15 protein-coding genes are annotated in these 18,967 nt (G+C 66.8%); 5 read left to right on the top strand and 10 right to left on the bottom strand.

Annotated features, from left to right (window positions below; all coding sequences use genetic code 11):
- Nucleotides 1–30 precede the first annotated feature (30 nt).
- A complete protein-coding gene (locus MRBLMD1_RS19835; protein WP_364402841.1) occupies nucleotides 31–1,500 on the bottom strand; it encodes a replication-associated recombination protein A in 1,470 nt (489 codons plus the stop codon).
- A gap of 63 nt (nucleotides 1,501–1,563) precedes the next feature.
- Between MRBLMD1_RS19835 and MRBLMD1_RS19830 the strand changes: the two genes are divergently transcribed.
- A complete protein-coding gene (locus tag MRBLMD1_RS19830; protein ID WP_364402838.1) occupies nucleotides 1,564–2,232 on the top strand; it encodes an acVLRF1 family peptidyl-tRNA hydrolase in 669 nt (222 codons plus the stop codon).
- 17 nt (nucleotides 2,233–2,249) lie between these two features.
- Here the strand turns inward: MRBLMD1_RS19830 and MRBLMD1_RS19825 are convergent, their stop codons facing one another.
- Nucleotides 2,250–3,014, bottom strand: coding sequence for a GNAT family N-acetyltransferase (locus MRBLMD1_RS19825; RefSeq protein WP_364402971.1), 765 nt, complete (start codon nucleotides 3,012–3,014; stop codon nucleotides 2,250–2,252).
- Between the two features lie 138 nt (nucleotides 3,015–3,152).
- Nucleotides 3,153–4,949, bottom strand: a complete 1,797-nt coding sequence (aspS, locus tag MRBLMD1_RS19820; protein WP_201302421.1) for an aspartate--tRNA ligase — start codon at nucleotides 4,947–4,949, stop codon at nucleotides 3,153–3,155.
- A 98-nt stretch (nucleotides 4,950–5,047) separates the two neighbouring features.
- On the opposite strand from aspS, the gene MRBLMD1_RS19815 reads away from it, so the two are divergent.
- A complete protein-coding gene (locus tag MRBLMD1_RS19815; RefSeq protein WP_364402835.1) occupies nucleotides 5,048–6,301 on the top strand; it encodes an APC family permease in 1,254 nt (417 codons plus the stop codon).
- A gap of 9 nt (nucleotides 6,302–6,310) precedes the next feature.
- Here MRBLMD1_RS19815 and hisS read toward each other — a convergent pair whose 3' ends face one another.
- Nucleotides 6,311–7,681, bottom strand: coding sequence for a histidine--tRNA ligase (gene hisS / locus MRBLMD1_RS19810; RefSeq protein WP_159631900.1), 1,371 nt, complete (start codon nucleotides 7,679–7,681; stop codon nucleotides 6,311–6,313).
- A 228-nt stretch (nucleotides 7,682–7,909) separates the two neighbouring features.
- Between hisS and MRBLMD1_RS19805 the strand changes: the two genes are divergently transcribed.
- The 3 genes from MRBLMD1_RS19805 to MRBLMD1_RS19795 all read left to right on the top strand — a co-directional run bounded on the left by MRBLMD1_RS19805 (nucleotide 7,910) and on the right by MRBLMD1_RS19795 (nucleotide 11,310).
- Nucleotides 7,910–8,728, top strand: a complete 819-nt coding sequence (locus MRBLMD1_RS19805) for a peptidylprolyl isomerase (protein WP_364402832.1) — start codon at nucleotides 7,910–7,912, stop codon at nucleotides 8,726–8,728.
- 66 nt (nucleotides 8,729–8,794) lie between these two features.
- Nucleotides 8,795–10,420 (top strand): DUF349 domain-containing protein, encoded by a 1,626-nt coding sequence (locus MRBLMD1_RS19800; protein ID WP_364402829.1) that lies wholly within the window; start codon nucleotides 8,795–8,797, stop codon nucleotides 10,418–10,420.
- A gap of 116 nt (nucleotides 10,421–10,536) precedes the next feature.
- Nucleotides 10,537–11,310, top strand: coding sequence for a hypothetical protein (locus MRBLMD1_RS19795; RefSeq protein WP_364402826.1), 774 nt, complete (start codon nucleotides 10,537–10,539; stop codon nucleotides 11,308–11,310).
- On the opposite strand, the gene MRBLMD1_RS19790 is transcribed toward MRBLMD1_RS19795, so the two are convergent.
- The 6 genes from MRBLMD1_RS19790 to ruvA form a co-directional block, all read right to left on the bottom strand.
- Complete coding sequence (locus MRBLMD1_RS19790) at nucleotides 11,191–13,581, bottom strand: RelA/SpoT family protein (protein WP_224026167.1); 2,391 nt, start codon at nucleotides 13,579–13,581, stop codon at nucleotides 11,191–11,193. The two genes, MRBLMD1_RS19795 and MRBLMD1_RS19790, sit on opposite strands and share 120 nt — an antisense overlap.
- 149 nt (nucleotides 13,582–13,730) lie before the next feature.
- Nucleotides 13,731–14,747, bottom strand: a complete 1,017-nt coding sequence (gene secF / locus MRBLMD1_RS19785; protein WP_364402823.1) for a protein translocase subunit SecF — start codon at nucleotides 14,745–14,747, stop codon at nucleotides 13,731–13,733.
- The gene (secD, locus tag MRBLMD1_RS19780) at nucleotides 14,747–16,504 is read right to left on the bottom strand and encodes a protein translocase subunit SecD (protein ID WP_159631894.1); all 1,758 of its coding nucleotides are present in this window, start codon (nucleotides 16,502–16,504) and stop codon (nucleotides 14,747–14,749) included. Before secD ends, secF begins: the two co-directional genes overlap by 1 nt.
- Before the next feature lie 100 nt (nucleotides 16,505–16,604).
- On the bottom strand, nucleotides 16,605–17,012 hold the full coding sequence (gene yajC / locus MRBLMD1_RS19775) for a preprotein translocase subunit YajC (protein ID WP_159631893.1): 408 nt from the start codon (nucleotides 17,010–17,012) through the stop codon (nucleotides 16,605–16,607).
- Between the two features lie 210 nt (nucleotides 17,013–17,222).
- A complete protein-coding gene (gene ruvB, locus MRBLMD1_RS19770; protein WP_364402819.1) occupies nucleotides 17,223–18,308 on the bottom strand; it encodes a Holliday junction branch migration DNA helicase RuvB in 1,086 nt (361 codons plus the stop codon).
- Nucleotides 18,301–18,945, bottom strand: coding sequence for a Holliday junction branch migration protein RuvA (gene ruvA / locus MRBLMD1_RS19765; protein WP_159631891.1), 645 nt, complete (start codon nucleotides 18,943–18,945; stop codon nucleotides 18,301–18,303). The genes ruvB and ruvA overlap by 8 nt, the downstream gene beginning before the upstream one ends.
- Nucleotides 18,946–18,967 lie beyond the last annotated feature (22 nt).

Genomic DNA, 18,967 nt, shown 5'->3' with positions numbered 1-18,967 from the left:
TGCCAGACAAAGATTCAGCTTACCACGGCATTACGTGCCCCGGACAATCCTCCGCAGGCGTTCCAGCCGTTGGGCGATATCCCGTTCGGCACCGTTGCCGGTGGGCTGGTAGTAGTCGCGGCCCACCAGGTCATCCGGCGGGTACTGCTGGGTGGCCACTGCGTGCGGCGCATCGTGGGCGTATTTGTAGCCAACGCCGTGGCCCAGCTGCTTCGAGCCCGGATAGTGGGCATCGCGCAGGTGCGCGGGAATTCCGACGCCGAGGCCCGCCCGGACGTCCGCGATCGCTTTGTTGATGCCCATGTAGGCGGCGTTCGACTTTGGTGCGGTGGCGAGGTGGACCACGGCCTCGGCCAGGATGATCCGGCCCTCGGGCATACCGATCAGCTGGACCGCCTGTGCTGCTGCCACGGCGGTCTGCAACGCGGTGGGGTCTGCCATGCCCACGTCCTCCGCCGCGGAGATGACAATCCGCCGGGCGACGAACCGGGGGTCCTCCCCCGCCTCGAGCATCCGGGCGAGGTAGTGCAGGGCCGCGTCCACGTCGGACCCCCTGATGGATTTGATGAAGGCGCTGGCTACGTCGTAGTGCTGGTCGCCGGCGCGGTCATACCGGACGGCGGCCGCATCCAGGGCGCGCTCGGTGTGGCGCAGCTCCACGGTGACCGGCTCTTCGTCGGCAGGCGCGGAAGGTGCGCCTTCCTCCCCCACGGAACGTTCGACGTCGTCCGCGTCACCGAACGCGACGCCGGCCGCGGCCTCCAGGGCGGTAAGGGCGCGGCGGGCGTCACCGCCGGACAGCCGGACCAGGTGTTCCAGCGCTTCATCGCTGAGCCGGACCTTGCCGCCCAGCCCCCGCGGATCCTCCACGGCCCGGACCAGGAGGCCCTCGATGTCCGCATCGGTCAGGGGCCTGAGCGTCAGGAGCAGGGAGCGGGAGAGCAGGGGCGAGACCACCGAGAAGGAGGGGTTCTCCGTGGTGGCAGCCACCAGGACAACCCAGCGGTTTTCGACCCCGGGCAGCAGGGCGTCCTGCTGGGCTTTGTTGAAGCGGTGGATCTCATCGAGGAACAGCACCGTGGTGGTCTTGTACAGGTCGCGGGCCGTCAGGGCGTCGTCCATGACACGTCGGACGTCCTTGACGCCTGCGGTGATGGCGGACAGCTCCACGAACTTGCGGCCGGGTCCGCGCGCAATCACATGCGCCAGGGTGGTCTTGCCGGTACCGGGAGGGCCCCAGAGGATCAGGGAGCTGGGTCCGGCCGGACCGGCGGCATCCGCGCCCGCCCCGGCTGCCAGCTGGCGCAGCGGCGACCCCTGGCCAAGCAGGTGCTGCTGGCCCACCACTTCGTCCAGGGTGCGGGGCCGCATGCGCACGGCCAGCGGACTCCGCGGCGAACCCTTGCCGCGCGAACCCTGTCCCCGGGAACCTGCGCTTTCCCCCGCGACGGGACGGTCGTCGTCGTCGTTTTCTGGCCCGTTCCCGAAGAGATCATCCACATAGATAGGCTACTTCCAGTCCAGCACCTGCTTTTCCCCCTCCCCCAAACCCAAGGAACCGCCATGCCCGCCCCAGGTCCAACCGGTGCTCCGCCGTCCGTGAGGACAGCATTCGTGTCCGGTCCGCGGCTGGCGGGCTGGGCGGAGCGCTTCGGCACCTCCCACGGCGGTTACCGGCTGCAGGATGGCGACGACGGCCTGCTCTTTGTGGCGGCCGACGGCACGGAGGCACTCCTGCAGGCGCCGTGGCCGGCTGATGGGCGTCCGGGACGCGGCGCCGGCCCGCTGGAGCGGCTGGCTGCGCTTGCGTCACAGCCACGCCGCCTGGGATTGCTGCTGGTGCGGCGGGGCGGATACGGCATCGGGGTGGCAAGCGAAGGCACCTTGCTCGCGTCCAAAGCCGGCACCCGGTACGTCCAGGCCCGAACGGCGGCTGGCGGCCAGTCCCAGCAACGGTTTGCCCACCGCCGTTCCAACCAGGCGGATGCCCTGGTGGCGGCCGTGGCGCAGCAGGCGGCGGAGGTGTTCCGCGCGGCCGCCTTCGAATATGTGGTGCCCGGCGGCGACCGGGCCCTGGCTGACCTGGTCCTCCAGGACCCCGCCCTGCGTGATTACGCGCGCCTGCCGCGCCTGCCCTACCAGGACGTTGCCGAGCCCAGGGCCGCCGTGTTGAAGAAGGCTGCGGCTGATGCGTGCTCGGTGCGGGTTACGGTAACGGATCCGGCGGGTTAGCCGGCCGTCCCTGGTTGTCAGCAGCCGGTCAGGGCTCGCCGCGGGCGTTCCTGCCGGTACAGGTAGCGGCCGGCCTCACGGAACCCTGCGTGAGCGTAGAGCTCCTGCGCGCCACGGTTCGCTGCCGTGACCAGCAGCCAGAAGCCATCCACGCCCCGCTCGCTACCGGCCTGCAGCAGGGCCTGCAGGATGGCGGCCGCGAAGCCCTGGCGGCGCGCGTCCGGAAGGGTAGCCATGCAGTACAGGCCGCCCTGCCCGCTGCCGCGCGGGAGGGCAAGGCGCCCGACGGCGGAAGCCCTGCCACCACGGTCCCGCACCAGGGCATACACGGACGGACAGCCCCTGAGGATGGTTTCCGCGACGGCCAGGGAGTCCTCCCCGCCGCGGCCGTCCACCTCCCACCAGACCCGCAGCCACTCCCCTGACGGCTCCGTGGCGAGTTCCACCGCCGGCGTGACGCCTGCGGGAATCCGGGCGTCCATGGCGCTGCGGGTCATGACCAGGGTCTCGGACTGGCGGGTGAAGCCCTCCGCGTCCAGCAGCTCATGGAGACCGGACGCTGCCGGGGTGTCGAAGACTTGGAAGATGACCGGCAAGCGGCGGCTGCGGTACCAGGCCCTGGCCTCCCTGAGCAGGCCCGGGAGGTCGTCGCTGCACCGGTCGCCACCGTACTCTTCACTGCGTGGCCAGATGGAGTTGGCCCGTTGGGTGACGCCTGCGGCCGCACGAAGCGTCCAGCTGCCGGCCTCGTGGCGGTCCGGTGCTGGCCATGCTGCGTCCATGGCGGCTTCAAGGCCCGGGGGTGCGGGTTGGACCGGGCTCGGTGTGGTCACGGGGCTGTTCCTTCCTTAACGGCAGGAGGTCCCCCGGGCGAACCGGGGAACCTCCAATGATTGCGGCCTGGAGCCACTAACCGTGCACTACTGCTTGTCTTCGGGCTTCTTCACTTCGGGCTTTTTGGCCTCGGGCTTGAAGTCCACGCCTGCTTCCTTGCGCTGCTGCGGCGTGATGGGGGCCGGGGCCTCGGTGAGGGGATCGTGTCCACCGCCGGACTTCGGGAAGGCGATGACGTCGCGGATGGACTCGACTCCTGCCAGCAGCGAGACCACGCGGTCCCAGCCGAAGGCGATGCCGCCGTGCGGAGGCGCGCCGTACTTGAAGCCCTCCAGCAGGAACCCGAACTTGGTCTGGGCGTCCTCCTTGTCCAGGCCCATCAGTTCGAAGACGCGCTCCTGCACGTCGCGCTGGTGGATACGGATGGAGCCGCCACCAATTTCGTTGCCGTTGCAGACGATGTCGTAGGCGTAGGAGAGCGCCGACTCGGGATCCTTGTCGAACGTGTCAAGGAATTCCGGCTTGGGTGAGGTGAAGGCGTGGTGCACGGCAGTCCACTGGCCTCCGCCGACAGCAACATCGCCGGAGGCAACGGCAGCGGCGGCGGGCTCAAACATGGGCGCGTCCACAACCCAGCAGAAAGCCCAGTCCGTGGGGTCGATCAGGCCGGTGCGGTGGCCGATTTCCACGCGTGCGGCACCCAGCAGGGCGCGCGAGGGGGTCTTCTCACCTGCGGCGAAGAAGATGCAGTCGCCGGGCTTCGCGCCCACGGCGTCGGCCAGGCCGGCACGCTCGAACTCGGTGAGGTTTTTCGCCACCGGTCCCGCGAGCTCGCCGTCCTCCTTGTACAGGACGTAGGCAAGGCCCTTGGCGCCGCGCTGCTTGGCCCATTCCTGCCACGCGTCCAGGGCGCGGCGTGCCTGCGAAGCACCGCCGGGCATAACCACGGCACCCACGTAGGGAGCCTTGAAAACGCCGAAGTTGGTGTCCTTGAAGAATTCGGTAAGCTCGGTCAGTTCCAGCCCGAAGCGGAGGTCCGGCTTGTCGGAGCCGTACCTGGCCATGGCGTCGGCGTAGGTGATGCGCTGGATGGGCGTGGGGATGTCCGCCCCGATGAGCTGCCACACTGCCTTGACGATGTTTTCGCCCAGCCGGATGATGTCGTCCTGGTCAACGAAGCTGGCCTCGATGTCCAGCTGGGTGAATTCCGGCTGCCTGTCGGCACGGAAGTCCTCATCGCGGTAGCAGCGCGCAATCTGGTAGTACTTCTCGAACCCGCCCACCTGCAGGAGCTGCTTGAAAAGCTGCGGGGACTGCGGAAGGGCGTACCAGGAACCCGGGGCCAGGCGTGCCGGAACCAGGAAGTCACGGGCGCCTTCCGGCGTCGAACGCGTCAGCGTGGGCGTCTCAATCTCCACGAAGCCCTCCTGGTGGAGCAGGTCGCGCGCCACCCGGTTGGCCTCGGAGCGCAGGCGCAGGTTGCGGCTGGGGCCGGGGCGGCGAAGGTCCAGGTAGCGGTGCTTGAGGCGGGCTTCCTCGCCGACTTCCACGTGTTCGTCAATTTGGAACGGCAGGGGGTCGGAGGTGTTGAGGATGGTGACGTCCTCGGCGATGACCTCGATCTCTCCGGTGGCGAGGGCGGGATTCTCGTTCCCCTCCGGACGCTTGGACACGGTGCCCGTGACCTGCAGGACGTACTCGTTGCGCAGTCCGTGGAACACTTCTTCCTCGCGGACCACCACCTGGGCCACGCCGGAAGCGTCGCGAAGGTCAACGAATGCCACACCACCGTGATCACGACGGCGGCCCACCCAGCCGGCCAGGGTTACGGTTTGTCCAATGTGCTCGGAACGAAGGGATCCGAGGTCATGTGTGCGCAGCACAGCACGCCTTTCTGCGGGAAAACAGTGGGAAGTTTCAATATGATCGTTGCGGGAACGATCCCGTCCGAGTTTACCCGCTGGAAAGGGAATGCCGCCGCATGAGCGAACCGCAGCAGCTGCAGCGCAGGCTCGGGACCTTTGACGCCACCGCGATCGGACTGGGTTCCATGCTGGGTGCCGGCGTGTTTGTGGTGTTCGCTCCGGCCGCCGCGCTGGCAGGGAATCTCTTGGTCCTGTCGGTGCTCATCGCAGGAGTGGTGGCGTACTGCAACGCTGTGGCCTCTGCCGCCCTCGCCGCCAAATACCCCACCAGCGGCGGTACTTACGTGTACGGGCGGAACCAGCTCGGCGAGTGGCCGGGTTTCCTGGCCGGCTGGGGTTTCGTGACAGGCAAGACGGCGTCGTGCGCGGCCATGGCGTTGACGTTCGGCAGCTACGTGGCGCGGGATTATGCGGTCCCGGTTGCTGTGGCCGCCGTCGTGGCGCTCACCGGAGTCAACCTGCTCGGCATTACCCGGACCGCCCTGCTGACACGCATCCTGCTGTGCATGGTCCTGGCGACGCTGGTGTTCGTCGCCGTGGCCGCGTGGCTGGGCCCGCACGTCGCGGCTGAACTGGCCGGGCCGCCGTCGGGCAACCCGGCGGGAGTCCTGCCGGCAGCAGGGCTCATGTTTTTCGCTTTCGCCGGCTACGCCCGGATCGCCACGCTGGGCGAAGAGGTCAAGGACCCCGCACGGGCCATCCCGCGGGCCATCCTGGCGGCCCTGGCAGCCGCTTTCGCCATCTACCTGCTGCTGGCACTGCTCCTGCTGAACCATCTCGGAGAGCGGCTTGCCGCGTCCGGAACTCCCCTGCTGGACGCAGTATTGGATTCCCGCCTTGCCCCTGCCGCGCCGCTGGTGCAGGCGGGCGCTGCCGCTGCGTGCCTGGGTGCCCTCCTCGCCCTCATCACCGGCGTGGGGCGGACCACCCTGGCCATGGCACGGGAACGCGATCTGCCGGGTCCGCTGGCAAAGGTGGGCGGCACCCACACCGTCCCGTTCGTGGCGGAACTGGCTGTGGCCGCCGTCGTGATCCTGCTCCTGCTGACCACCAACGCGATGACGGTGGTGGGCTTCTCAAGCTTCGGCGTACTGGTGTATTACGCCGTGGCGAACGCGTCGGCCTTCACCCTCACGGCCCATCCCGGCTATGCCCCCCGCTGGCTGAACGCCGTGGGATTCCTGGGCTGCGTCGTCCTCGCCTTCACCCTGCCGCCGGCGCCCGTCCTGACCATGGCCGCGGTCCTCGCTGCCGGGGTTACCGGTCGCTGGCTGGTGCTGCGCCTCCGGCAGCACCAGCCCAAGCGCTGAGTTGCCGGGCTACACGGAGGCTGCTGCGGGGGCGGTGGTTTCAACCTGAACCGTCAGGTCCTCCAGCGGCGGCATCCAGGTTTCGGGCGCGGCCAGCACCTGTTCGCCAGTACGGATGTCCTTGACCTGGTGGGTGCCGTCCTCGTCGGTGAACCAGACGAACGGGATGCCGCGCCGGTCCGCAAACTTGATCTGCTTGCCGAACTTTTCTGCCTTGGCCGCCACTTCCGTGGGGATACCCCTGCTGCGCAGGAGCGCGGCGACGTCCTGCGCACCGCCCCAGCTGTCGTCGTGGTTCAGGGCCACCAGCACCGCCGTGGGAACCGAACGGGAGGCCTTGGCCAGGTCCTGGCTCAGGATCCGGGAGACCAACCGGGTCACGCCGATGGACAGCCCGACGCCCGGGAACTTCCGGTTTCCCTTGGACGCCAGGGCGTCGTAGCGGCCGCCGGAGCAGATGGACCCGAGCTGCTCGTGGCCCACCAGCACGGTTTCCACCACGGTGCCGGTGTAGTAGTCCAGGCCGCGGGCGATGCTGAGGTCGGCCAGCACCTTGCCGGGAGCCCGCTGCACGGCGGCATCGATAACCTGCTCCAGTTCGTCGAGGCCTTCATCCAGGAGCTCGTTGGTGACGCCGAGGGCACGGACCTGCGCCACGAAGGATGTGTCGTCCGTGCGGATTGCTGCCAGCTGCAGCGCCTTGGCGGCCTGGTCATCGGAAGCGCCCAGCTCGGACTTCAGCAGCTCAGCCACCTTGGCGGGACCGATCTTTTCAAGCTTGTCGATGCTGCGCAGCACGCCTGCGGTGTCATCGAGGCCGATGCCGCGGTAGAAGCCTTCGGCGAGCTTGCGGTTGTTGATCCGGAGGCGGAAGTCGGGGATGGGCAGGGCGCTGAGGGCCTCGGCGATGACCAGCGCAATCTCGACGTCGTAACGGAACGGAAGCTCGCCGTCGCCCACCACATCGATGTCCGCCTGGGTGAACTCGCGGGCCCGGCCTTCCTGGGGCCGCTCGCCGCGCCACACCTTCTGGATCTGGTAGCGGCGGAACGGGAAGGCGAGGTAGCCGGCGTTTTCGACGACGTAGCGGGCAAACGGCACCGTCAGGTCAAAATGCAGGGCCAGCGCGTGGGGATCCGCTTTGCCGCCCTTTACCGGGTTGTCGCTCTCATCCTCCTGGAGCCGGCTGAGTCCATACACTTCCTTGTCGATCTCGCCCTTGCGGAGCAGCTGGCCCACAGTCTCCACAGCCCGGGTTTCGATCGAGGCAAAACCATGCAGCTCAAAGACCCTGCGCAGGGTATCGAGCACATGCAGCTCCACCAGCCGCTCTTCGGGAAGCCACTCGGGGAATCCGGACAGGGAGGCGGTGCGTGCCATGGGGAAGGTTCTCCTTAGGGATGGAAGGCGCGGCGCACTGCCGGCCACACCGTTCAGGGACGGCGTACGGCGGCAGCACAGCCGGCCATGCATAAACTATGTGCGGCAGCCAGTTTATGCGTTCATCCGTGTGCATCTCTAATACGGCGGACGGCACGGACTGGCCGCTGAATTCTTCGCGCCGCGGCCAACCGCGGCACACCAGCAGCCCGACGATGAGGAGGACCCTTGCCGGCCAGTTCACGCAGTGCCCGCGAAACGAAACGGCGCATCCAGCAAATGGAAGCCAAGCGTGACCTCCGGCGCGACCAGGAAAGGCGGCGCAAGCGCGACAACCTCGTGGCCGCCGGCGCGGGAACCGCCGCCGTAGTGCTCGCCGTCGTCCTCCAGCTCACGGCGTTCGCCGGAAACCCGACCGAGGACGAGTATGCTGCCGCGCAGGCAGGCCTGACCGAGCCATCTGCCTCGGCCAGCGCCTCCCCCACTCCATCCGCTGCTGCAACCAACGGGCCGAACATCCCGGCCGCAGACTCGGCGGCCGGCAAGACTTTCACGGGCCAACTGCTGCTGAACGGCAGTCCTCTGGGCGTGGAGATGGACGGAACCAAGGCTCCCCAGGCCGCGGCGGTCTTCAAGTCCCTCAGCGACGAAGGCTATTTCAACGGCAAGACGTGCCACCGGCTCACCACCGCAGACCAGTTCGGCGTGCTGCAGTGCGGTTCGCCCACGGGCGACGGCCAGGGAGACCCCAACTACACGTGGGGTCCGCTGGAGAACACCCCGGCGGACAACATGTACCCCGCCGGCACCATCGCCGTGGCCCGTACCGGCAACAACGCCTACGGCAATGGGACACAGTTCTTCATTGTCTATAAGGACACCGCGATTCCGGCAGACGCAGCGGGGGGCTATACCGTGGTGGGAAAGGTGACCTCGGGGCTTGATGTGGTGTCCAATATTGCTGCCGCCGGTATCACGCCAGGTGCCAGCGACACGGACGGCGCACCAAAACAACCAGTCACGATAGACTCGTTTTCTCTGAAGTAGGAGCCGGGCCGGCAAGGCCGCGGTGCAGTACGTGAGTATTTCCCTCCAAGCGAAAGACTTTTAGCGGTGACAGACAGTCAGAAATCCGACGAAACAGCAACAGGCGTAACCGAACCAACGGCTCCGGCCGAGGACGCTGCCGATACTGCTGCACAGGCCGGGCACGCACCTGCGGCCCCCGAAGCAACCGCTTCAGAGGAGGGCACTGCTGAAGAAAGCCCTGTTGACGAGGACACTGCTGACGCAGCCAGTGTTGACGCGGCCAGTGGGCAGGATGCAGAGGGCCAGTCCGGGGTAGCCACTGCCGCGGAGCCGTCCGTGCCTGCTGCCGCACCCGGCCCCCGGCCGTCAGCACCGTCGCCTGCTGCCTTCGCATCGCGTCCCAAGCCCGCTGCCGCCGCTCCCGCTGCCGCACCGGTGCCCGCTGCGCCCAGCACGTCTGTCGCCGAGGCCTCCAAGTGGGGCCGAGTGGAAGGGGACGGCCACGTCTACCTGAATATCGACGGCGGCGAGCACCCCGTGGGACAGTACCCCGGCGTGAGCGGTGACGAGGCGCTGATCTACTTTGCGCGGAAGTACGACGACGTCGTGGCGCAGATCGTCCTCCTCGAACAGCGTGTCAGCTCCAAGGCTCCCAGCACGGACATGCAAAAGACGGTGACGCACCTGCGTGAACAGCTCGCCGAACGGAACATGGTGGGCGACCTGCGGGCAGCCGAAGCGCGACTGGACAAGCTCGCCGTCGAAATCACGGAGCTGGAGAAGGCCGAGAAGGCCGAGCACGATGCCGTGCGTGCATCCGAGCTTGCAGCGCGTGAGGCCATCGTCACCGAGGCGGAGCAGATTTCCGGCCAGGATCCCGCCCAGACGCAGTGGAAGACCTCCAGCGCCCGGATGAACGAGCTGTTCGAGAACTGGAAGGCAGCCCAGAAGAGCGGCGTGCGGCTGGGCCGCAGCAACGAGGACGCCCTCTGGAAGCGCTTCCGCGCCGCCCGCACCGTCTTCGACCGCCACCGCCGGGCCTATTTCTCCCAGCTGGACAGCAACAATTCCGCAGCCAAGGCTGCCAAGGAGAAGCTGATCGCCGAGGCCGAAGCCCTATCCACGTCAACCGACTGGGGCTATGCCGCGGGCGAATACCGCCGGCTGATGGACCAGTGGAAGGCATCACCGCGCGCCAGCCGGAAGGATGACGACGCCTTGTGGGCACGGTTCCGCGCCGCCCAGGACGTCTTCTTCACCTCCCGCCAGGCGGCCAACGACGAAATCGACCAGGAGTACGCGGCGAACCTTACGGTGAAGGAGGCGTTGCTGGCCGAGGCCAACGGCATCCTTCCGGTGAAGGACCTGGCAGCCGCCAAGAAGGCGCTCCAGTCCGTCCGTGACCGTTGGGAAGAGGCCGGCAAGGTACCCCGGGCCGACATGGGCCGGATCGAAGCCGGGCTCCGGAAGGTTGAAGACGCCGTCCGCCACGCCGAGGAAGAGCAGTGGCAGCGATCCAACCCCGAACGCAAGGCACGCACCAACAGTGCACTCTCGCAGCTGGAATCCGCCATTGCCGGGCTCCAGGAAGACCTCGCCAAGGCCGAAAAGAGCGGTGACCAGCGCAAGATCAAGGCTGCCCGGGAGGCCCTCGAAGCGCGCCAGGCCTGGCTTGACCAGATCCAGCGCTCCGCCAGCGAGCTGTCCTAGGCTTCTCGCGCTGAGCTTCTCTGGCTTGGGCTGGAAGTCACAGGCCCGGTTCCGGTTATCCACATAACCCGGACCGGGCCTGTGCCCGTTAACCACGGTCCGGGCAGGATGGGGGTATGGCCACACCATCAGCATCCTCCGACGCCGGACCGGGCAGGGACCCCTCCGCTTCCCCACCGGGGCCGGGGTGCCCTGCAGGCGCAGCAGAGGCGGCGGCGGCGCCACGCTTTCCCGAACTGTACGCACCCGGGGTCCCCTTCGCCGGTCCGGAACTCCAGTCCCTGGCCGCCGACGGACTGCTGGCCCGCTTCCACCAACACGGTTACACGCTTCCGGGGTTGCCGGCGTCCCCGCAGCTGCGGGCAAGGGCGGCCGCGGGTGCTGTGCCCGCGGCCATCCGGCAGCGGGTCGTCGCGGGGCGGATGACTGCGGCGTGGATCTACGGCTGCGCGGCGGAACCGGACAGGCTGGCACTCCTGGTTGATGCCAAGCGGCGGGTATCCAGCCTGCGGAATACCCGCGGCTGCACGCTCCACGAGGTGAGGCTGGGGCCGTTCGACGTGATCAGCCTGGGCGGCCTCATGGTTTCCAGCCCCTTGCGGACCGCCCTTGACATCGCCCTGCACGTGGAACCGGAACGTGCCGTACCGGCCCTCGCCGGCTTGCTGGCCCGCCCGCAGCAGGACGTGCGGTTGCGGCTGCTGGTGCGCGCCATCGAAGCAACACCCAGGGTGCCGCACAAGCGGGCTGCTTTGGAAAAGCTCGCCCTTTTAGCTCCGGCGTTTGTTGCCGGTGGTGCGGTAGACGTCGAAGACCCCGTCGATCCTGCGCACGGCGCTGAGGACGTGGCTGAGGTACTTGGGGTCGCCCATCTCGAACGCGAACTTTGAGATGGCTACCCGGTCCGTGGAGGTGTGGACGCTGGCCGCGAGGATATTGACGTGGTTGTCGGAAAGGACCCGCGTCACGTCAGACAGCAGTGATTTGCGGTCCAGGGCCTCCACCTGGATCTCCACCAGGAAAACGCTCGACTGGGTTGGCGCCCAGTCCACGTCCACGATCCGGTCCGGCTGGTCCTTCAGGTCCGAGATGTTGGTGCAGTCGGTGCGGTGCACGGAGACGCCGGATCCCCTGGTCACAAAGCCCAGGATCGGGTCCGGTGGAACGGGCGTGCAGCAGCGGGCCAGCTTCACCCAGACGTCGCCCACGCCGCGGACCACAACACCGGAGTCGGAGAAGCGGGCCTTGCTGACCTGGGTGGGGATGCTGACCTCTTCGACGTCATCATCGGCACTCTCGTTGCCGCCCAGGCTTTCGATCAGCTTTTCCATGACCGACTGGGCAGATGTGTGCCCGTCGCCCACGCCGGCGTAGAGGCCGGAGATGTCCGTGTATTTGAATTCCTCGGCCACGGCGGCCAGGGCCTCGTGCGTCATCAGCCGCTGCAGTGGCAGGTTCTGTTTCCGCATGGCACGGGTCAACAGCTCCTTGCCGCGGTCAATGGCCTCTTCGCGGCGTTCCTTGCTAAACCACTGGCGGATCTTGTTGCGTGCCCTGGCACTCTTGACGAAGTGCTGCCAGTCCTGGCTGGGTCCGGCCCCCTCGGCTTTGGAGGTAAAGATTTCCACCCAGTCGCCGTGGTTCAGCTCGCTGTTAAGCGGGACCAGCTTGCCGTTGACCCGGGCGCCAATGGTGCGGTGGCCTACCTCCGTGTGCACGGCGTAGGCAAAGTCCACGGGCGTTGATCCTGCCGGCAGCGCCATGACTTCGCCCTTGGGCGTAAAGACGAACACTTCGCGGGCGTTGATTTCAAAGCGCAACGAGTCCAGGAACTCGCCGGGATCCGAGGTTTCCTGCTGCCAGTCCACCAGGGAGCGCAGCCATCCCATATCGCCGTCGCGGGGGCTTCCGGGGCCCACCGCGGTGCGGTTGGGCTGGTCCTTGTACTTCCAGTGGGCCGCCACGCCGTACTCGGCGCGGCGGTGCATCTCGTGCGTGCGGATCTGGATCTCCACCGGTTTGCCGCCGGGGCCGATCACGGTGGTGTGCAGGGACTGGTACATGTTGAATTTGGGCATCGCGATGTAGTCCTTGAACCTGCCGGGCAGGGGGTTCCAGCGCGAATGCATGGTGCCCAGGGCGGCGTAGCAGTCCCGGACAGAGTCCACCAGGACACGAACACCCATGAGGTCGTTGATGTCGTCGAAGTCCTTGTCGCGGACAATCATCTTTTGGTAGATGGAGTAGTAGTGCTTGGGCCGGCCGGTAATAGTTGCTTTGATCTTGGCCGCGCGCAGGTCCTCGGTGATCTGGTCCCGGATCACGCCCAGGCTCTTTTCCCGCTCGGGGGTCCGGTCCCCCACCATCCTGACGATTTCCTCGTACACCTTGGGGTAGAGGGCCGCGAAGGACAGGTCCTCGAGCTCCCACTTGATGGTGTTCATGCCCAGCCGGTGCGCCAGCGGGGCGAAGATTTCGAGGGTTTCACGGGCTTTGCGGGCGGACGATTCGGCTGATACGAAGCGCCAGGTACGGGCGTTGTGGAGCCGGTCGGCCAGCTTGATCATGAGGACGCGGATGTCCTTGGCCATGGCCACAACCATCTTGCGGACCGTTTCCGACTGGGCGGCCTCGCCGAAACTGACCTTGTCCAGTTTGGTCACGCCGTCCACCAGCATGGCCACTTCCGGCCCGAAGTCCCGCTTCAGGTCCGCGAGGGTGTACGGGGTGTCCTCGACGGTGTCGTGCAGCAGGGCCGCCGCCAGGGTTGTGCCGCTGAGGCCAAGCTCGGCGAGGATGGTGGCCACAGCCACCGGATGGGTAATGTACGGGTCCCCGCTCTTGCGCTTCTGTCCGCGGTGGCTCCGCTCAGCTACGTCGAAGGCGCGCTGGATGAGGTCGAAGTCCTCTTTGGGATTGTTGGCCCGGACAGTGCGCAGCAGCGGCTCAAGGATGGGCGAATAGGTGGCTGCTCCACGACCGGTCAGGCGGGCAAGGCGCGACCGGGTGCGCTCCCTTCGGCCGGGAAACGTTGCCCGTGATCCCGAATTGTCAACAGGAACCAAGGACCCTGGGCGCGCAGAGGATGCCGCACCGGCTTGTACACCGGCAGGACTTTTTTCTTCCTCTGCCGTTGGCACCGACGCCGAACGTTCTTCCAATGAAGCACCCCTCACCACCGTTTAATTACTCCAGTCTATTCCCCCGGGCAGCCACTTTTATAACCGGGCGCGGACAGCCAAAGGCCGGGCAGCGCACGGTGTGCGTTGCCCGGCCTTTGAGGGAATGGCGGGTGCCTGTAGCTGGCAGGTCAGGCTTTAGCCGGCGATGCCGGAACTGCCCGTTCGGTTGACGCGGCCCGCCGCTGCTGGACGCGCCGCGCCTGCTTGACCAGGTCCGGTTCACCCTGCCGGAGCCAGGCGTACATCGGAGCTGCGACGAAGATGGTCGCGGCGGTGCCGATGAGGATCCCGACGAACAGGGCCAGGGACAGGTCGCGCAGCGTTCCGGCACCCAGGAGCCCTGCACCGATGAACAGGATGGCGCCCACGGGGAGGATCGCCACCATCATGGTGTTGATGGAACGCACCAGGGTCTGGTTGACGGCGAGGTTGACTTCCTCACCGAACGTCCGGCGTGTGGAAGCATCGATTCCGGTGGTGTTTTCCCGGATTTTGTCGAAGACCACCACGGTGTCGTAGAGGGAGTAGCTCAGGACGGTCAGGAATCCGATGATGGCCGACGGTGTGACCTCAAAATCACTGAGCGCATACACACCGGCCGTGATGAACATGGTCACGGCCATGCCGGCAAGCGCCGACAGGGACATCTTCCAGGTCCGGAAATAGAGGGCCATCAGCAGGGCCGCCAGCAGCACGAACACCACCAGGCCGATCAGCGCCTGCTTGGTCACGTCAGCGCCCCAGGTGGGGCCAACGAACGTGGAGGTCACCTCGTTGTCGGTGACACCGTAGGCGCCGGTGAGGCCCTGCTTGATCCGAAGGGTCTCGTCGTCGGTCAGCTTGTCCGTCTGGATGCGCATGGTGTTGCCGGCCACGTTCGCAACGCGCGGAACACTGCCCGCAACCACGTCAGTCACGGCCTTTTCGCCGATGGTGGCGTCCGTGGTCTTGACGTTCGAGACCGTGAATTCGGAGCCCCCACGGAATTCGATGCCGAGGTTGAAGCCACCCTTGGCCGCCGGGATGATGATGGACAGCGCCACTCCCACCGCGGCGATGATGAACCATATCTTCTTGGCCCCTACAAAGTCGTAGGAACGCTTTCCGGTGTAGAGCTCGTTGCCGAACGTAGCGAAGCCTGACATTACTTGTTCTCCTTCGCGGAGGTCTTGGACGAGCCGGCCAGCTGTTCCTGCTTCTCTGCCAGGCGCCGTTCAGCGATGGTCATGCGGCGTTCGGCCTCGGCCGCTGCGCCGGTGTTCTTGGTACGGACCACCGCGGGCTTGTCCTCGGGAGTGCGGACCCGGCCGGCACCGCGGTACAGCGGCACGGCGCCCAGACGTTCGGGGTCCAGGCCGGAGAACTTGTGGCCTTCACCGAAGAACCGGGTACGGGCCAGCAGCTGCAGCGTGGGGTGGGTGAACATGAACACCACGATGAGGTCGGCGATGGCCGTCAGGCCCAGCGTGAACGCAAAGCCACGGACGTTGCCCACGGCCACGAAGTACAGGACCAGGGCGGCCAGGAGGTTGACGGCCTTGGAGGCAAGAACCGTGCGCTTGGCCCGCTTCCAGCCGTTTTCCACGGCGGACACCAGGCCGCGCCCTTCGCGCAGTTCGTCGCGGATGCGTTCGAAGTAGACGATGAAGGAGTCGGCAGTCTGGCCGATGGCCACGATGATGCCTGCAACACCTGCAAGGGACAGCCGGTAGTTCTCCGTCCAGCCCAGGATCGCGATGGCCAGGTACGTCAGGGCACCGGCCACCACCAGCGAGGCGATCGTGACGAAGCCCAGGGCGCGGTACTGGAACAGGGAGTAGACCACCACGAGCAGGAGCCCGATCAGGCCCGCCAGCAGGCCCATGCGCAGCTGTTCGCCACCAAGCGTGGCGGAGATCTGCTGCTCGCTCTGGATGTCGAAGCTGATGGGGAGGGCACCGAACTTCAACTGGTCGGACAGCGCCTTGGCGGTCTTCTCGGTGAAGCCGCCGGTGATCTGCGGACGTCCGTCGGTGATGACAGCCAGCGACCGCGGGGCGGAGATGACCTGGTCATCCAGCACAATGGCGAACTGGGACTTGGGGTCGGTGCCGGACTCGCCGCCGGCGGCCACGTAGAACTGGTTGAGGCGTTCGGTGACGGATTTGAACTTGGCCGTGCCGTCGGCGTCGAACTGGATGTTGACGGCCCAGTCGTTGGTCACCGCACCCTGCGCACCCTGCTGCAGCTGGAAGGACGAGGTGACGATGTTGCTGCCCTTCACCTCCACGGGACCCAGGATGTACTTGATGGCAGGAGACTTGTCGGTGGCAGGCTCGCACGTCACCAGCGGCTTGGTGGGATCTGACCGCTTGGATTTCTCGGCTGCGGGGCTGTTGCAGTCCAGCGCCTCGAACTGCTTGTAGATCTCCGGGGTGATCCAGTTGGTGTCACTGCTGTTGGCCGGCTCAGCTGTGGGTTTGGGCAGCTGGTCCTCCGGGGTCTGCGACTCCGGCGGCACGGGGGCGCCATCGCCGTTGAGGAGGACGGGGCGGAAGTTCATGTCCGCGGAAGCCTGGATGAGGTTCCGGGTTTCGGCGGAGGGGGTGCCGGGAAGGCTGACCACCACGTTGCGCCCGGACTGGGTGCTGATTTCCGCTTCGGAGACGCCGGAGCCGTCAACGCGCTGCCGGATGATCGCCACGGCCTGGTTGAGCTGCTGTTCGTTGATGTCCGAACCGCCCTCCACCTTCGGCGCCAGGATCATCTGGGTGCCGCCCTCGAGGTCCAGGGCCAGTTTGGGTGCCCAGCTGGCCTGCCCGGCGACGGTGCCGCCGGCCAGGACGGCTGTCAGCGCTGCCAGGAGTACGCCAAGCCAGACCAGGACGCGGAGCCCTGGTTTCTTGCGGCCAGTTCGTGCCATTGTCGATCTTTCTCTTATTCGCGGAAGAACCGCCGGCGCGGGTTGTTACCTGCGCCGGCGGTGGTCCGCAGCGGTAGAGGGAGGAAAGGGGCCAGCGGGCCTAGCTGTCCTTCTTGCCCTCGTCGTTGAGGCGCTTCAGGGTTTCTTCCGGAGTCTCGGTGCCCGTTGCAGTGCTTCCGGCTTCCGGCGTGGTCAGTGAGGATGCGTCATCCGGCACCACGGGTGAGGCAGCGGCGGGCTCGACCGTGGCTTCCGCGGCAGGCTCGACAACCTTGGTGACCGCCTGGCGGTGCACGGTGGCCAGGTTGCCGGGGGAAAGTTCAAGGGTGACCTTGTTGTCGGCGTCGTCGATGTCCACGATCCGGCCGAAAAGGCCAAAGCTGGTCATGACCTCCACGCCCGGGGCGAACTTCGACTGGAGCTCTGCCTGCTGCTGCTGCGTCTTCTTGTTGCGGCGGAACATCATGAAGATGAACACGCCGAGCATGACGAACAGGAGAATTGACATTGGATCCAAGGGGGAATTCCGTTCTTTTGCGTGGTGCTGCTGGTTTTCCAGCGACGTCGGCTTCGCTTCAGCCGGGGCGGTTGGTGGCACAGGCAGAACGCCTGACATTTCCTTCCCCAAGCGACGGGGGCGTCAGGGCCACCCGCGAAACAAAGACCCGAACGTGCCGGGCGTCATACCAGTCTAAAGGGAAAAGCTGAACGGAGCCTGCTATTGGCTCTCCGGGGCCCAGTCCCCCGCCGCGGGGGCGTCCCCGCCGGGCTCGAAAAGGTCCAACTGCTCCTGGGCGAAGACCCCGGATGGAATGGCGTATCCGAGGTGCGCCCACGCCGGCGCCATGGCAATCCTTCCGCGGGGCGTCCGGCCCAGCAGCCCTTCCCGGACCAGGAAGGGTTCCGCCACGGTTTCCACTGTTTCGGTTTCCTCGCCAACGGCGATGGCCAGGGTTGACAGGCCGACGGGGCCTCCGCCGAATTTGGTGATGAGGGCATCGAGGACAGCACGGTCCAGCCGGTCAAGGCCTTTCTTGTCCACTTCGTACATGTCCAGGGCGGCGGACGCAGCCCTGGCATCGATTTGTTCGACACCATGCACCAGCGCCCAGTCCCGGACCCGGCGCAACAGGCGGTTGGCGATACGGGGGGTCCCGCGTGAACGGCCGGCGATTTCAGCGAATCCGGCGGAGTTGACCTTCAGGTCCAGCAGCCCGGCTGACCGGCGCAGGACCAGTTCCAGTTCCGGAACGGAATAGAACTCGAGGTGCCCAGTGAAGCCGAACCGGTCGCGCAGCGGGCCCGGAAGCAGCCCGGCGCGGGTGGTGGCGCCCACCAGGGTGAACGGCGGCAATTCCAGTGGAATGGCGGTGGCACCGGCGCCCTTGCCCACCACGATGTCGACGCGGAAGTCCTCCATGGCCATGTACAGCATTTCCTCGGCGGGCCGGGACATGCGGTGGATCTCGTCGAGGAACAGGACCTCGCCCTCGGACAGCGAGGACAGGATGGCCGCAAGGTCACCCGCGTGCTGGATGGCGGGCCCGCTGCTAAGGCGCAGCGGAGCGTTCATTTCCGCGGCCACGATCATGGCGAGGGTGGTTTTGCCGAGGCCCGGCGGCCCGGAGAACAGCACGTGGTCCGCTGTGCGCCCGCGCATCCGGGAGGCCTGGAGCACGAGCGAAAGCTGCTTGCGCACCCGGTGCTGGCCCACGAAATCGTCGAGGTTCTTCGGCCGGAGCGCCGCCTCGATGGCCCGCTCCTCCGGTTCCTCCCCCGCGGCAACCAATGAAGGTTCAGCCACGGCTGCCTACGCGGTTGCCGGCGCGCGCGCCGTCCTGCCCCAGCCACCGGAGGGTGGTACGGAGGATTTCGGCCACATTGCCGCGGAAGGACACTTCCGGCTCGTCAGCCAGGGCTTTGTCGATGCTGGCGGAGGCATCCTTCTCGGACCAGCCCAAGCTGGTCATGGCGGCCACCACCTGCGGCTTCCATGCGGCCTCGGCAGGAGTGGCGGCGCCAGCGGGTGCGGCCGTTCCGTGCGGTACCAGCTTTCCGGCCAGCTCCAGCACGATCCGGCCCGCGACCTTGGGCCCGATGCCGGGAACCTTGGTGAAGGTCTTGCTGTCCTCCGTATGGGCCGCAACCCTGATTGCTTCGGGGTCGTGGACCGCCAGGACTGCGAGGGCAAGACGGGGACCGACCCCGCTGACACTCAGCAGGACGTCGAAAACCTCACGTTCGTCGTCGGATGCAAAACCAAAAAGGGTGAGCGAATCCTCCCGGACAATCAGGGACGTAAACAGCTTGCCCTCTTCCCCCACGCGCAGCCGGCTCAGGGTCTGCGGGGTGGCGTTGACGCTCATCCCGGCACCGTTGAGGTCAATCACGGCCGTTGACAGGCCAACGTGCGCTACGGTTCCGCGGAGGAAACTGATCAAGGCCGGGCTCCCGTTGTACTGC

Origin of the sequence: Pseudarthrobacter sp. LMD1-1-1.1, assembly GCF_040676255.1 — a bacterium.
GTDB lineage: Bacteria > Actinomycetota > Actinomycetes > Actinomycetales > Micrococcaceae > Arthrobacter.
Note: the sequence above shows the minus strand (reverse complement) of the source record. Positions and strands in the feature narration are given on the sequence as shown.